This window comes from Streptomyces sp. NPDC034085, from assembly GCF_055575555.1.
The window spans coordinates 689,215-702,937 of the sequence record NZ_JBVISL010000001.1 but is presented as its reverse complement, the minus strand read 5'-3'; the positions used below and the strand labels follow the sequence as shown (position 1 = coordinate 702,937).

Below are 13,723 nucleotides of genomic sequence, written 5' to 3'. Positions count from 1 at the left end.
CGGGCCGGTGCCGGTGCCGGTGCCGGTGCCGGTGCCGGGGATGCGGACCGCGCCCGCCGGCTGCGCGTACGGCTCACGCCGCCGCCGTGGCCGGCCGGGCCGTGCGGCGGCGGATGACCATCGCCATCAGCGCGGCCACCGCGCACAGGCCGCCCGAGGCGTACCAGACCAGGTCGTACGAGCCGAGGGCGTCGCGGGCCACACCGCCGAGGAAGGCCACCACGGCCGCCCCGACCTGGTGCGAGGCCAGGACCCAGCCGAAGACGATCGCGCTGTCCGGGCCGTAGTGCTCCCGGCACAGGGCGATGGTCGGCGGGACGGTCGCGACCCAGTCCAGCCCGTAGAAGACGATGAAGAACACCATCGGCGGGTGCACGGCCGGCGCCAACAGCATCGGCAGGAACAGCAGGGAGACCCCCCGCAGGGCGTAGTACACGGCCAGCAGCCGGCGCGCCTCGAAGCGGTCGGTGAACCACCCGGAGGCGATGGTGCCGAGTACGTCGAACACGCCGATCACCGCGAGCAGCCCCGCGGCGGCCGTCACCGGCATGCCGTGGTCGTGCGCCGCCGGCGTGAAGTGGGTGCGCACCAGCCCGTTCGTCGAGGCCCCGCAGATCGCGAAGGTGCCCGCCAGGAGCCAGAAGGGGCCGGTGCGGGCCGCCCGGAAGAGCACGGTCACGGCCCGCCGGGCGGCTCCGGCGGCGGGGGCGGGCTTGGGCTCGTAGGTGCCGCCGTACGGGGCGAGGCCCACATCGGCGGGGTGGTCGCGCAGCAGGAGCCACACGAAGGGGACGACGGCCAGGGCGGCGAGGGACACGGTGACGGACGCCGGGCGCCAGCCGTGGTTCTCCACCAGCCAGGACAGCAGCGGCAGGAAGACCAGCTGCCCGGAGGCGCCCGCCGCGGTCAGGATGCCGGTGACGAGGCCGCGCCGGGCGGTGAACCAGCGGTTGGTCACCGTCGCCGCGAAGGCCAGGGCCATCGAACCGCTGCCGAGGCCCACCAGCACGCCCCAGCACAGCACCAGCTGCCACGCTGCGGTCATCCACACCGTGGCCAGCGAGCCGCCCGCGATGACGGTCAGGGCCAGCGCGACGACCCTGCGGATGCCGAAACGGTCCATCAGCGCGGCGGCGAAGGGCGCGGTGAGCCCGTAGAGCGCCAGGTTGACGGAGACCGCGAAGCCGATCGTGCCGCGCGACCAGTCGAACTCCTCGTGCAGCGGCTCGATGAGCAGGCCGGGGAGGGAGGCGAAGGCGGCCGCGCCGATGATCGTCACGAAGGCCACGGCGGCGGCGAACCAGGCGCGGTGGATGCGTCCGGGCCGGCGGGGGGCCGCGGGGGCGGCGGTGGAGGGGGAGGTGGGGGCTGTCTGTGTCACGCCGACAGCTTCCGGCCCGGGGAGGACCGTACGACAGTGGCCTGGCTGTCATGCTTCGATACGATCGGGCCATGGAAGCCCCGCAGGCCCCGGCCCCTTCGCGCGTCCCGGCCCCCTCGGACGCGCCGACCCTCTCGGACACCCCGGAACCGGCGCCGCACCGGGTCGTCGTGCTCGCGCTCGCCGGGCTGCTCCCTTTCGAGCTCGGCATCCCGCACCGGATCTTCGGGCGGGCCGCGGACGCGGCCGGGCGGCCCCTCTACACGATCCTGACCTGCGCACTCGCCCCCGGCCCGGTGCCCACCGACGCCGACTTCGCCGTGCACGTCGAGCACGGACCGGAGCTGCTCGCCACGGCCGACACCGTGGTGGTGCCGGCCTCGTACGAGCTGGGGCCGGTCTACGAGGAGGGGCGGCTGACCGAGGCGCTGGCGGCCGCCCTCGCCCACATCCGGCCCGGCACCCGGCTGGTGTCCATCTGCTCGGGCGGCTACGTCCTGGCCGCGGCGGGGTACCTGGACGGCCGCCCGGCGACCACGCACTGGGCCTCCGCCGAACATTTCCAGCGGCTGTTCCCCGCCGTCCGGGTCGACGCGGACGTGCTCTACACCGACGACGGGGACGTGCTGACCTCCGCCGGAGTCGCCGCGGGCATCGACCTGTGCCTGCACATCGTGCGCCGCGACCACGGTGCGGCGATCGCCAACGAGACCGCCCGGCGGACCGTCGTACCGCCGCACCGCGAAGGCGGGCAGGCGCAGTTCGTCAAGCGGCCCGTGCCCGAGCCTCAGCGGTCCAGCACCACGGCCGCGCGGGCCTGGGTGCTGGACCGGCTGCACGAGCCCCTGCGGCTGAGCGACCTGGCCCGGCAGGAGGCCATGTCCGTACGGACCTTCACGCGCCGCTTCCGCGAGGAGTGCGGGGTGAGCCCCGGGGAATGGATCACCGGCCGGCGGGTGGAGCGGGCCCGGCAGCTGTTGGAGCGGACGGAGCTGCCGATCGAGGCGGTGGCGCGGGAGGCGGGCTTCGGGACGGCGCAGTCGCTGCGCAAGCACGTGCAGGCGGCGCTGGGGGTCAGCCCCACGTCCTACCGGCGGACCTTCCGGGCGACGGAGGCGGCCCGCTGACGGCTTCCGCGGCAGGGGCCGCCGCCGCGCGGGAGGGCCCCCGGGGCGGGGCTGGTCGGCGCCGGGAGCCGCATCGGGGAGAATGGCCCGTATGAGCGATCGTTCCCCCGAGCCCACCGCCCCGCACCGCGCGGGCTTCGCCTGCTTCGTCGGCCGCCCCAACGCGGGCAAGTCGACCCTGACCAATGCGCTGGTGGGCACCAAGGTCGCGATCACCTCCAACCGGCCGCAGACCACCCGCCACACCGTCCGCGGCATCGTGCACCGCCCGGACGCGCAGCTGGTGCTGGTCGACACGCCGGGCCTGCACAAGCCGCGCACGCTGCTCGGCGAGCGGCTGAACGACGTCGTGCGGACCACCTGGGCCGAGGTCGACGTCATCGGCTTCTGCCTGCCCGCCGACCAGAAGCTCGGCCCCGGCGACAAGTTCATCGCCAAGGAGCTCGCGGGGATCAAGAAGACCCCGAAGATCGCCATCGTGACCAAGACCGACCTGGTCGAGTCCAAGGCCCTCGCCGAGCAGCTCCTCGCCATCCACCAGCTCGGCGCCGAACTCGGCATCGAGTGGGCCGAGATCGTCCCCGTCTCGGCGGTCGGCGACACCCAGGTCCAGCTGCTGGCGGACCTGATCGCACCGCTGCTGCCCGAGAGCCCGCCGCTGTACCCGGAGGGCGACCTCACCGACGAGCCCGAGATGGTGATGGTCGCGGAACTGATCCGCGAGGCCGCGCTGGAAGGCGTACGCGACGAGCTGCCGCACTCCATCGCCGTCGTGGTCGAGGAGATGATCCCGCGCGAGAACCGGCCCGCGGACCGGCCGCTGCTGGACATCCACGCCAACGTCTACATCGAGCGTCCCAGCCAGAAGGGCATCATCATCGGCCCGAAGGGCTCCCGCCTGAAGGAGGTCGGCATGAAGTCGCGCAAGCACATCGAGGCGCTGCTCGGCACGCCGGTCTTCCTCGACCTGCACGTGAAGGTCGCCAAGGACTGGCAGCGCGACCCCAAGCAGCTCCGCAAGCTCGGCTTCTAGCGCAGCCTGCGTACCTTCAGCGCGTTGTCCGGGCGGGTCCCCGGCCGGCCGTCCGGGCCGGTCAGGGCCTGGACGTGCTCGGCCGCGAGCAGCACCTCCCAGCCGCCCCGCGGCAGCTCCAGCCCGGCGAGGACCTCCTCGGCGGTCGGGAAGTGCAGGTCGCGGTGCGCGTCCGGGTCCCAGGACGGCCCGCCCGCGTGGCCCGCGACCAGCAGGACCCCGCCGGGGGCCACTGCCGCGGCGGCCCTGCGCAGGATCCGCTCGCGAGGGAAGTCCCCGTAGGAGTGCAGGAAGCACGCGGAGACCAGGTCGAACTCCCCGCCGGGGAAGGACTCCGCCAGGTCGTGCCGCTCCAGCGCGACGCGGTCGGCGATCCCCGCCTCGGCGGCGTGCTCGGCCGCCCGCTCCAGGGCCACCCCGGAGATGTCGGTCCCGGTGACGTGCCAGCCCCGGCGGGCCAGCCACACCGCGTCGGCGCCCTCGCCGCAGCCGAGGTCGAGGGCGCGGCCGGGGGTGAGGCCCGACACCTCGCGCACCAGCACCTCGTTGGCCCTGCCGCTCCAGATGCGGCTGCTCTCGCGGTAGCGGGCGTCCCAGAACTCCTCGCCCGCGGGCTGGTCCTGGTGGTGGTGTCCGGACATGGGGGCCTCTTCCTCTACGGGTCCGCCGGCACGGCTACGGGTCCGCCGGCACGGCCGATGCTGCTCCGCGCCCACCGCCCGGGCAACTTCCGTTGCCGTTCCGGCAAACCCGCCGGGCCTCAGGCCGCCGGTTCGGCGATCAGGGCCGTCCCCACCCGGCGGAAGCCGGCCCGGGCGTAGATCCGGGCCACGTCCTCGTCCCCGGCGGAGAGGAAGACCGTGCGGGCCCCGCGGGCGCGGGCCTCGGCGACCAGCGCCGCCGTCACCCCGAGGGCCAGCCCCTGGCGCCGGGCCGCGGGCAGGGTGCCGACGCCGACGACCTCGGCGACGTCCCCGACCGGGTTGTACTGGCCGGAGCACAGCACGAGCCCGTCGCGCACGGCCGCGGCCATCGCGGTGCGCCCGTCCGCGAGCATCGCCGAGACCCGGGCCCGGTGCTCCTCGGACGCCGGGTCCTCCAGCGCCGCCGCGAGCTCCGCCGGTCCCGCCGCGCCCAGGGCCGTGCCCGGCTCGCCGAAGGCCAGCGCCGGCACGGTCACGGCGGCCCGCAGCAGCGGGTCGTCGGCGCCGAGCAGCCGCACCTCGGGATGCGGCGGCAGCGGTTCGGCGTCCTCCTCGAGCGCCATCAGCGGGTGCGCGTGCACGTGGAGGCCCGCTTCCTCGACGACGGCCCGCAGTGAGGGGCTGGTTTCGGCCACCCACTCGAAGGACTCGGGCACCTTCAGTTCCCGCTGCCTCTCCAGCACCTTCCGCACGTCCGCGGCGGTCGCGCCGGAGGCGCCGCCCAGCGCGGGCCGTGCGTAGTACTGCCAGCCGAGCCCCTCCTGTACGAAGAGGGTCAGCGGCCCGAAGTCCTCGCTCCGCGCCCCGCCCCTGCGCGGGACGGTGTCGTAGTACTGCTCCAGGGCGGCCAAGATCGTTGAGGTCATCCGGCCATCAAAGCAAAGCCGCCCCGAAGCGGCACGTGGTTTGCCCCGGGCCCGGCCCCCTAGGCGCCTTCCTTCAGCACCCGCGAGACCAGGTCGCGCTGGGCGTCCGACAGGTGCGGGTCGTGGCAGGACACCGTCCGCCCGTCCACCGTGATCCGGTACGCGAACCCGTCCCGCACCCCGTCGTGCCCCTGGGCGGCCCGGGGATCGGGCCGCAGGGCCAGCAGGGCCAGCGCTTGCCACTCCTCCTCGTCGGGCCGGCCCGAGGTGTCCACCTCGGCCCGGCGCTCGATCCCCGCGAAACCGCCCGTCCGCACCACTTCGATCCGCATGGTGCCCCTTCTACCCGCAACCGCGCCGCCGGCCAAGGTCCGCCGTCGGCCTAGCCGAGGCCGACGGCGGACCAGGCCTTCTGGAGCGCCCGGTGCTCCGCGCCGCCCTCCCCGTACCGGGCGACCGCCGCGGCCACCGACAGCCGGGCGAAGTCCCGGAAGTCCGCCCTCTCGCCCAGCTGCCCGCCGGTCAGCGTGTCGTACCAGATCTGCCCGGCCCGCTCCCAGGCCTTGCCGCCCAGCTCGGTCGCCGCGATGTAGAAGGCGTGGTTGGGGATCCCGGAGTTGATGTGGACGCCGCCGTTGTCGCGCGTGGTGTCGACGTAGTCGTCCATCGTCGCGGGCTGCGGGTCCTTGCCGAGCTCGTCGTCGTCGTACGCGGTGCCGGGCGCCTTCATCGAGCGCAGCGCGGCCCCGGTCACGTTGGGCCCCAGCAGCCCCGCTCCGATCAGCCAGTCCGCCTGGTCGGCGGTCTGCCCGAGGGAGTACTGCTTGATCAGCGAGCCGAAGACGTCCGACATCGACTCGTTGAGCGCTCCGGACTGGCCGTGGTAGTCGAGATTGGCCGTGTACTGGGTGACGCCGTGGGCCAGCTCGTGGCCGATGACGTCCACCGACACCGTGAAATCGAGGAACAGGTCGCCGTCACCGTCGCCGAAGACCATCTGCCGGCCGTCCCAGAAGGCGTTGTTGTAGTCCTCGCCGTAGTGGACGGTGGCGTCCAGCGGCAGGCCGGAGTCGTCGATGGAGTGCCGCCCGAAGGCCTTGAGGAAGAGCTCGTACGTCGCTCCCAGCCCGGCGTAGGCGCGGTTGACGGTGGCGTCCCCGACCGGTTCGGAGCCCTCCCCGCGGACCTTCTTCCCGGGCAGCCGCGTGCGGTGCTGGGCGTCGTAGACCGTCCGCGCCGGCCCTTCGGCGGGTGCGTCGGCGAGATCCGGGACGATGCCCCGCAGCGCGCTGACCTGCCGCCGTACGCGCAGGGCGCCGTCGTGCTCGAGGGTCCGCAGGGCGGCATCGGCCCGCGCGGGGTCCGGGGACTGGGCGGCCCTGCGCAGCAGGTGCGGCGGCACCACGGTGCACAGGACGGGGCGGTGAGGGCTGTGGCCTGGGGAAAGGAAGGCATTCATGGACGAAATGTGGCAGTGGGTCATGACGCTGTCACCACCTGCAACCATGATTCATTCGGTTGTCTCAAATGCGCGGCGCCGCGTTGACGGATCACCCTGACCTGGATGCGGTGAAAGAGTCATAGGCCACAAAGGGTGCAAATCGGACCCTCGGGTCTTGCATACTGAAACAGGTCCTCGCGATACGGCGCGGCTCGGTTAGGCTCGGCCCATCATGCGTTTCGGGCTGCTTCTCCTTAGCTGCCGCGGCGAGGGTCTGTAGTCGTAGGCCGGCCCCCTCCCCGCGGAGTTTGGTGTTGCGGTTTTTACGACCGCCGTCGGCCGTTCAGCGAACTACACGCGGACACGCGAGGAGCCCAACGCCATGAGCCAGCAGCCTTTTGTCGGTCGCCCCACGCCCATCACCAACGCGACCCACACCCAGAAGCCCTCCGGGATGCCGATCCACAAGTACGGCCGGTACGAGCAGGTGGACATCCCGGACCGCACCTGGCCGGACGCCCGCGTCACCAAGGCCCCGCGCTGGCTCTCCACCGACCTGCGCGACGGCAACCAGTCGCTGATCGACCCCATGACCCCCGCCCGCAAGCGCGAGATGTTCGACCTGCTGGTGCGCATGGGCTACAAGGAGATCGAGGTCGGCTTCCCGTCCTCCGGCGAGACCGACTTCGCCTTCGTGCGCTCCATCATCGAAGAGGGCGCGATCCCGGACGACGTCACCATCTCCGTACTGACCCAGGCCCGCGAGGACCTGATCGAGCGGACCGTCGAGTCGCTGGTCGGCGCCAAGCGCGCCACCGTGCACCTGTACAACGCGACCGCCCCGACCTTCCGCCGGGTCGTCTTCCGCGGCTCCAAGGAGCAGATCAAGCAGATCGCCGTCGACGGCACCCGCCTGGTCATGGAGTACGCCGACAAGCTGCTGGGCCCCGAGACCGTCTTCGGCTACCAGTACAGCCCGGAGATCTTCACGGACACCGAGCTGGACTTCGCCCTGGAGGTCTGCGAGGCCGTCTGTGACGTCTGGCAGCCGGCCGAGGGTCGCGAGATCATCCTGAACCTGCCCGCCACCGTGGAGCGCTCGACGCCCTCCACGCACGCGGACCGCTTCGAGTGGATGGCCCGCAACCTGACCCGCCGCGAGCACGTCTGCATCTCCGTGCACCCCCACAACGACCGCGGCACCGCCGTCGCCGCCGCCGAGCTGGCGCTGATGGCCGGCGCCGACCGCATCGAGGGCTGCCTGTTCGGACAGGGCGAGCGCACCGGCAACGTCGACCTGATCACGCTGGGCATGAACCTGTTCTCGCAGGGCATCGACCCGCAGATCGACTTCTCGCAGATCGACGAGATCCGCCGCACCAGCGAGTACTGCAACCAGATGGAGGTCCACCCGCGCCACCCCTACGCGGGCGACCTGGTCTACACCGCCTTCTCCGGCTCCCACCAGGACGCCATCAAGAAGGGCTTCGACGCCATGGAGGCCGACGCGGCCGCTCAGGGCAAGACCGTCGACGACATCGAGTGGGCGGTCCCCTACCTGCCCATCGACCCGAAGGACGTCGGCCGCTCCTACGAGGCGGTCATCCGGGTCAACTCGCAGTCCGGCAAGGGCGGCATCGCGTACGTCCTGAAGAACGACCACAAGCTGGACCTGCCGCGCCGCATGCAGATCGAGTTCTCGCGGATCATCCAGGCCAAGACCGACGCCGAGGGCGGCGAGGTCACGCCGAAGGCGATCTGGGACGTCTTCTCGGACGAGTACCTGCCCAACCCCGAGAACCCGTGGGGCCGCATCCAGCTGCGCTCCGGCTCGACCGCCACCGACAAGGACGGCACCGACACGCTGACCGTCGAGGCGGTCGTGGACGGCGTGGAGACGGTCCTGAACGGTACCGGCAACGGTCCGATCTCGGCCTTCTTCGACGCGCTGGCCGGCATCGGCGTCGACGCCCGCCTGCTGGACTACACCGAGCACACGATGAGCGAGGGAGCCTCCGCCGTGGCCGCCTCGTACATCGAGTGCGCGATCGACGGCCGGGTCCTGTGGGGCATCGGCATCGACGCCAACACCACCCGCGCCTCCCTGAAGGCGGTCATCTCCGCCGTCAACCGCGCCGGCCGCTGACCGCGCGCGCCTGAACCCCGCCCCTCCTTCCGGAGGGGCGGGGTTCAGGCGTTTCCGGGGCCGCTCGGCGGGCCAGGCGGCCGTCGCCAGGGCCGGCGCCCGCTCCGTACGGATGGTCCCGGAGCCCACCGCGTTGACGCGGATCCCGTGGGCCGCCCGCTCCACCGGCAGGGGAACGCGGGGCGGCGGCGGGGGCGCACTTCGGCCAACTCGCGCCCCCGCACGATGTTGTCTTGTCGCACGACTGACGCAGCCTCACCGATGTGGCTAACATCACGCCCACCCGGCGGTGCTGCCGGTGGGGGTCCCGCCCGTGCCCGCAGGGCCACGGGGGAGCTACGGAGGTGCGACGTGCTGCCAGTTCGGGGTGGGGACGGCCGGAAGCTGACGGTCTGGGGCATCCGTACCACCTGGAGCACCGTGGGCGACGGGGAGTTCTTCTGCCCCGGGTGCGGCGGTGACCGCAACTACCGCCGGCGCACCGGACGCCGGCGCTTCACCGTGCTCGGTGTGCCGCTGCTGCCGCGCGGCCAGGCCGGGCCCGTCGTCGAATGCCAGGGCTGCCGGCAGCGCTTCGACACCGACGTGCTGGACCACCTGACCACCACCCGCTTCTCGGCGCTGCTGCGCGACGCCGTGCACACCGTGGCGCTGGCCGTGCTCGCGGCGGGCGGCACCGCCTCGCGCAGCGCGCTGGAGGCCGCCGTGTCGGCCGTACGGGCCGCCGGGTTCACGGACTGCACCGCGGAGCAGCTGGAGTCCCTGGTGGACGCGCTGGCCACCGACGAGGGCCGGCTGGGGCTGTACGACGGGCCCGAGTGCTGCGGGGCCGCGCTGTCGATCGAGCTCCACGAGGCGCTCGAGCCGCTCGCCCCGCACCTGGCGGGGCCGGGGCGGGAGTCGATCCTGCTCCAGGGTGCGAGGATCGCCCTCGCGGACGGGCCGTACATCCCGGCCGAGCGCGAGGTGCTGGCCACCGTCGGCGCGGCGCTGCGGATGGGTACGGACGAGGTGGCGGAACTGCTGTCGGCGGTCCGGGCGCCCTAGGGGAACACGTACGAAGGTCCGGGCCCGGCGGGATTTCGCCGGGCCCGGCCGCGTTCCGGGCGCCGAAACCGGCCCGAAAGGGGCGCGGGGGAGGTAACGATCCGGCCTCACGGGGGTGAACCGGGAGGCCCCCGCATCCGTGCAAGGGTGTGGAGCCCGCTCTTCCGTACAAAAGTTCCGCATTTCGGACAGTCGGAATGGGCCCTCGGATTTGCGTGGCCGAATACGTGTGAACCCGGTAGGGGCGTGTCTGGGCGGGAAACTTCGCAGCTGCGCAGCAGGCAAGCCGCATCGCCGATCCTCCGCCCATACCCCCGCCGGGGGCGGGTCCGCCACTGGAGGAAGCTCCAGATCGAGGGCCCCTGTGTGTCAACTCTTTGTAGAAGTCGACGATATCTGTGAGCACTTCCACAGGCGTTCAATTCCGGTCACACGAGGAGACGCCGCCGGAAACATCCGGGCGCTTCGCTCCGCGTATTCGTACGGACGACCCCGGCGGACCAACGGGTTAGCGACCCACTCCGACCAGGGGCCCCCAGATTCCTCTCAGTTACCTACCTCATTGAAGGGCAAGGCAGAGATGGCACGTGTCGCCGCCCGGCTTTCCGCCAACGGAGAGCAGAGCTCGCACCCGGTCGACGAGGTGCTCCCCCTCCCCAAGCTCGCGCTGTACGGCTTCCAGCACGTACTCGCCTTCTACGCCGGCGCGGTGATCGTCCCGATCATCGTGGGCAGCGCACTCAAGCTGAGCCCTGAACAGCTCGTCTACCTGATCAACGCGGACCTCTTCACCTGCGGCATCGCCTCGATCATCCAGGCCTGGGGCATCGGCCGGATCGGCGCGCGGCTGCCGCTGATCCAGGGCGTGACCTTCACGGCCGTCTCCCCGATGATCGCCATAGGCCTCGGCGCCGGCGGCGGCACCGCCGCGCTGCTGGTCATCTACGGCGCGGTCATCACGGCCGGCCTCGCCACCTTCGCCTTCGCCTGGCTGCCCGCCAAGGCGTTCCGGACGGTGATGCGGCTCTTCCCGCCGGTGGTCACCGGCACCGTGATCACGGTGCTGGGCATCGTCCTGATCCCGGTCGGCCTCAACGACGCGGCCGGCGGTCTCGGCAGCCCCGACTTCGGCGAGCCGAAGAACTTCGCCTACGCCGGCGGCACGATGCTCTTCATCCTCGTCCTGATGAAGCTGGGCAAGCCGTTCCTGTCCAGCATCTCCATCCTCCTCGGCCTGGTCGTCGGCACCGCCGCCGCGTTCGCCCTCGGCGACGCGAAGTTCGGCGACGTCGGCAACGCGGGCTGGATCGGCGTCAGCACCCCCTTCCACTTCGGTGTCCCGAAGTTCGAGTGGTTCCCGATCGTCCTGATGCTGATCGTCATGCTGATCACCATGGTCGAGACGACCGGTGACACCTACGCGGTCGGCGACATCGTCGGCAAGGAGGTCGACAGCGAGACCGTGGCCCGCGCCCTGCGTGCCGACGGCGCGGCGACCGCCCTCGGCGGCATCCTCAACTCCTTCCCGTACGTGGCCTTCGCGGAGAACGTCGGGCTGGTGCGGATGACCAAGGTCAAGAGCCGCTTCGTGGTCGTCGCCGCGGGTGTCTTCATGATCATCCTGGGTCTGCTGCCCAAGGCCGCCGCGATCGTCGCCGCCGTCCCGCACGGAGTGCTCGGCGGCGCCGCCACCGTCATGTTTGCGATGGTCGCCCTGGCCGGTATCCAGACCCTGGGCAAGGTGGACCTGAAGGAGGAGAAGAACGCGCTGGTCGTCGGCGTCTCCCTTGCCTTCGCCCTGCTCCCGGCCACCGTCCCGGTCCTCTTCTCGAAGCACATGGACCCGGACCTGTCCTCCCTCCTCAACAGCGGTGTCACCCTCGGTGCCACGGCCGCCATCGTGCTCAACCTGGTGTTCAACGGCATGGCCGCGGACGACGTCCGGACGGCGACCCAGCCGGCCGTGCAGACGGCGATCCGGGCCGTCGAGCCCGGTGCCGGGACCGAGGCCGCTGCCGAGGCCGCTCCCGCGGACGACGCCGCTGCCGCTGCCGCGGACGACGCCGCTGCCGCTGCCGCGGACGACGCCGCTGCCGAGCCCGAGGCCGAGGCCGCCACCGAGGCAGGGGCCGTGGCCGAGCCGGTGACCGCCGCCAAGGACGAGGCAGCCGCCGAGGACGAGCCGGAGCCCGCCGCCGGGTCCGAAGCCCTGGCCGGGCTTCCCGCCCAGCCGGCGGCGGCCCCGGACGGCGCCGAGAAGGCCGGCGCGAAGGCGGCCGTGAAGGCCGGCGACGCGCCCGCCTCCTGATCCTCCCAAGGGGTGCCGACCCCCGTCCGGGCTCCGGTCCCGGACGGGGGTCGGTGCTGTCCGCGCTCAGGGGACAATGGGGCCATGAGTCTGTTCCGCGACGACGGCATCGTGCTGCGCACCCAGAAGCTGGGTGAGGCGGACCGCATCATCACGCTCCTCACCCGCGGCCACGGCCGCGTCCGGGCCGTCGCCCGCGGGGTGCGGCGTACGAAGTCCAAGTTCGGCGCCCGGCTGGAACCTTTCTCCCACGCCGACGTGCAGTTCTTCGCCCGCGGCAGCGAGCTGATCGGCCGGAGCCTGCCGCTGTGCACCCAGACCGAGATCATCGCCCCCTACGGCAACGGCATCGTCACCGACTACGCCCGCTACACCGCCGGCACGGCCATGCTGGAGACCGCCGAGCGGTTCACCGAGAACGAGGGCGAGCCCTCCGTACAGCAGTACCTGCTGCTGGTCGGCGCCCTGCGCACGCTCTCGCGCGGCGAGCACGAGCCGCACCTCATCCTCGACGCCTTCCTGCTGCGCTCCCTCGCCGTCAACGGCTACGCGCCCAGCTTCGAGGACTGCGCGAAGTGCGGGATCCACGGCCCCAACCGGCACTTCTCCGTCGCCGCGGGCGGGGTGGTGTGCGGGGACTGCCGGGTGCCCGGCAGCGTCGTACCCTCGTCGGAGGCCATCGCCCTCCTCAGTGCGCTGCTGACGGGCGACTGGGGGCATGCCGACGCCTGCGAGGCGCGTCACGTGCGGGAGGGCAGCGGGCTGGTCTCCGCCTATTTGCACTGGCATCTGGAGCGCGGGCTACGCTCCCTGCGATACGTCGAGAAATAGGAGCTGGGCACATGGCACGACGCGGGATTCTGGGACGCTCTCGCCGCGAGTACAAGGTTCCGGAGCCGCACCCGTCGGGTGCGCGTCCGCCGAAGATCCCCAGTGAGCTGGTCCCCAACCACGTCGCCATCGTCATGGACGGCAACGGCCGCTGGGCCAAGGAGCGCGGCCTGCCGCGCACCGAGGGGCACAAGGTGGGCGAGGGCGTCGTCCTCGACGTGCTCAAGGGCTGCCTGGAGATGGGCGTCAAGAACCTCTCCCTCTACGCCTTCTCGACGGAGAACTGGAAGCGCTCGCCCGACGAGGTCCGCTTCCTGATGAACTTCAACCGCGACGTCATCCGGCGCCGCCGCGACGAGATGAACGAGCTGGGCATCCGGATCCGCTGGGTCGGCCGCATGCCGAAGATGTGGAAGTCGGTCGTCCAGGAACTCCAGATCGCGCAGGAGCAGACCGTCGACAACGACGCCATGACCCTGTACTTCTGCGTCAACTACGGCGGCCGCGCGGAGATCGCGGACGCGGCACAGGCGATCGCCCGGGACGTGGCGGCCGGCAAGCTGGACCCGTCGAAGGTGAACGAGAAGACCTTCGCCAAGTACATCTACTACCCGGACATGCCGGACGTGGACCTGTTCCTGCGCCCCAGCGGCGAGCAGCGCACCTCCAACTACCTGCTCTGGCAGAGCGCCTACGCCGAGATGGTCTTCCAGGACGTGCTGTGGCCGGACTTCGACCGGCGCAACCTCTGGGCGGCCTGCCTGGAGTACGCGCAGCGCGACCGCCGCTTCGGCGGCGCGGTCCCGAACCAGCCCGAGGGCTCGGCGAGCTGATCCCTC

Annotated in this window: 12 protein-coding genes; 7 read left to right on the top strand and 5 right to left on the bottom strand. The window is 72.1% G+C overall.

The genetic code is table 11. From position 1 onward, the window contains the following. Positions 1-73: 73 nt before the first annotated feature. Positions 74-1,381, bottom strand: coding sequence for an MFS transporter (locus ACZ501_RS03305; protein WP_468792145.1), 1,308 nt, complete (start codon positions 1,379-1,381; stop codon positions 74-76). Between the two features lie 71 nt (positions 1,382-1,452). Here ACZ501_RS03305 and ACZ501_RS03300 point away from each other — a divergent pair, with 71 nt between their 5' ends. Continuing rightward, a complete protein-coding gene (locus ACZ501_RS03300; RefSeq protein ID WP_468792142.1) occupies positions 1,453-2,508 on the top strand; it encodes a GlxA family transcriptional regulator in 1,056 nt (351 codons plus the stop codon). An 82-nt stretch (positions 2,509-2,590) separates the two neighbouring features. Continuing rightward, complete coding sequence (era, locus tag ACZ501_RS03295) at positions 2,591-3,541, top strand: GTPase Era (RefSeq protein ID WP_468792139.1); 951 nt, start codon at positions 2,591-2,593, stop codon at positions 3,539-3,541. On the opposite strand, the gene ACZ501_RS03290 is transcribed toward era, so the two are convergent. From ACZ501_RS03290 to ACZ501_RS03275, 4 genes are all read right to left on the bottom strand, one after another. Continuing rightward, the gene (locus ACZ501_RS03290) at positions 3,538-4,182 is read right to left on the bottom strand and encodes a class I SAM-dependent methyltransferase (RefSeq protein ID WP_361605968.1); all 645 of its coding nucleotides are present in this window, start codon (positions 4,180-4,182) and stop codon (positions 3,538-3,540) included. The two genes, era and ACZ501_RS03290, sit on opposite strands and share 4 nt — an antisense overlap. A gap of 119 nt (positions 4,183-4,301) precedes the next feature. Next, the gene (locus ACZ501_RS03285; protein ID WP_468792136.1) at positions 4,302-5,111 is read right to left on the bottom strand and encodes a GNAT family N-acetyltransferase; all 810 of its coding nucleotides are present in this window, start codon (positions 5,109-5,111) and stop codon (positions 4,302-4,304) included. A 59-nt stretch (positions 5,112-5,170) separates the two neighbouring features. Continuing rightward, positions 5,171-5,443: a protealysin inhibitor emfourin gene (locus ACZ501_RS03280; protein WP_361605974.1), complete on the bottom strand. Its 273-nt coding sequence runs from the start codon at positions 5,441-5,443 to the stop codon at positions 5,171-5,173. A gap of 50 nt (positions 5,444-5,493) precedes the next feature. After that, on the bottom strand, positions 5,494-6,570 hold the full coding sequence (locus ACZ501_RS03275; RefSeq protein ID WP_468792133.1) for a M4 family metallopeptidase: 1,077 nt from the start codon (positions 6,568-6,570) through the stop codon (positions 5,494-5,496). A 364-nt stretch (positions 6,571-6,934) separates the two neighbouring features. On the opposite strand from ACZ501_RS03275, the gene leuA reads away from it, so the two are divergent. The 5 genes from leuA to ACZ501_RS03250 all read left to right on the top strand — a co-directional run bounded on the left by leuA (position 6,935) and on the right by ACZ501_RS03250 (position 13,717). Further along, complete coding sequence (leuA, locus tag ACZ501_RS03270; protein ID WP_361605980.1) at positions 6,935-8,698, top strand: 2-isopropylmalate synthase; 1,764 nt, start codon at positions 6,935-6,937, stop codon at positions 8,696-8,698. 351 nt (positions 8,699-9,049) lie between these two features. Then, entirely contained in the window at positions 9,050-9,745 is a 696-nt protein-coding gene (locus ACZ501_RS03265; protein WP_361605983.1) for a TerB family tellurite resistance protein, read from the top strand. A gap of 580 nt (positions 9,746-10,325) precedes the next feature. After that, a complete protein-coding gene (locus ACZ501_RS03260; protein WP_468792130.1) occupies positions 10,326-12,053 on the top strand; it encodes a nucleobase:cation symporter-2 family protein in 1,728 nt (575 codons plus the stop codon). A gap of 84 nt (positions 12,054-12,137) precedes the next feature. Continuing rightward, a complete protein-coding gene (gene recO, locus ACZ501_RS03255; RefSeq protein ID WP_361603939.1) occupies positions 12,138-12,884 on the top strand; it encodes a DNA repair protein RecO in 747 nt (248 codons plus the stop codon). Between the two features lie 11 nt (positions 12,885-12,895). Beyond that, the gene (locus tag ACZ501_RS03250) at positions 12,896-13,717 is read left to right on the top strand and encodes an isoprenyl transferase (protein WP_468792127.1); all 822 of its coding nucleotides are present in this window, start codon (positions 12,896-12,898) and stop codon (positions 13,715-13,717) included. Positions 13,718-13,723: the final 6 nt, after the last annotated feature.

Coding starts and splice junctions, on each gene's coding strand:
- ACZ501_RS03300 (WP_468792142.1), top strand. CDS start 1,453: ATGGAAGCCCCGCAGGCCCCGGCCCCTTCGCGCGTCCCGGCCCCCTCG.
- era (WP_468792139.1), top strand. CDS start 2,591: ATGGCCCGTATGAGCGATCGTTCCCCCGAGCCCACCGCCCCGCACCGC.
- ACZ501_RS03290 (WP_361605968.1), bottom strand. CDS start 4,182: ATGTCCGGACACCACCACCAGGACCAGCCCGCGGGCGAGGAGTTCTGG.
- ACZ501_RS03285 (WP_468792136.1), bottom strand. CDS start 5,111: ATGACCTCAACGATCTTGGCCGCCCTGGAGCAGTACTACGACACCGTC.
- ACZ501_RS03280 (WP_361605974.1), bottom strand. CDS start 5,443: ATGCGGATCGAAGTGGTGCGGACGGGCGGTTTCGCGGGGATCGAGCGC.
- ACZ501_RS03275 (WP_468792133.1), bottom strand. CDS start 6,570: ATGAATGCCTTCCTTTCCCCAGGCCACAGCCCTCACCGCCCCGTCCTG.
- leuA (WP_361605980.1), top strand. CDS start 6,935: ATGAGCCAGCAGCCTTTTGTCGGTCGCCCCACGCCCATCACCAACGCG.
- ACZ501_RS03260 (WP_468792130.1), top strand. CDS start 10,326: ATGGCACGTGTCGCCGCCCGGCTTTCCGCCAACGGAGAGCAGAGCTCG.
- recO (WP_361603939.1), top strand. CDS start 12,138: ATGAGTCTGTTCCGCGACGACGGCATCGTGCTGCGCACCCAGAAGCTG.
- ACZ501_RS03250 (WP_468792127.1), top strand. CDS start 12,896: ATGGCACGACGCGGGATTCTGGGACGCTCTCGCCGCGAGTACAAGGTT.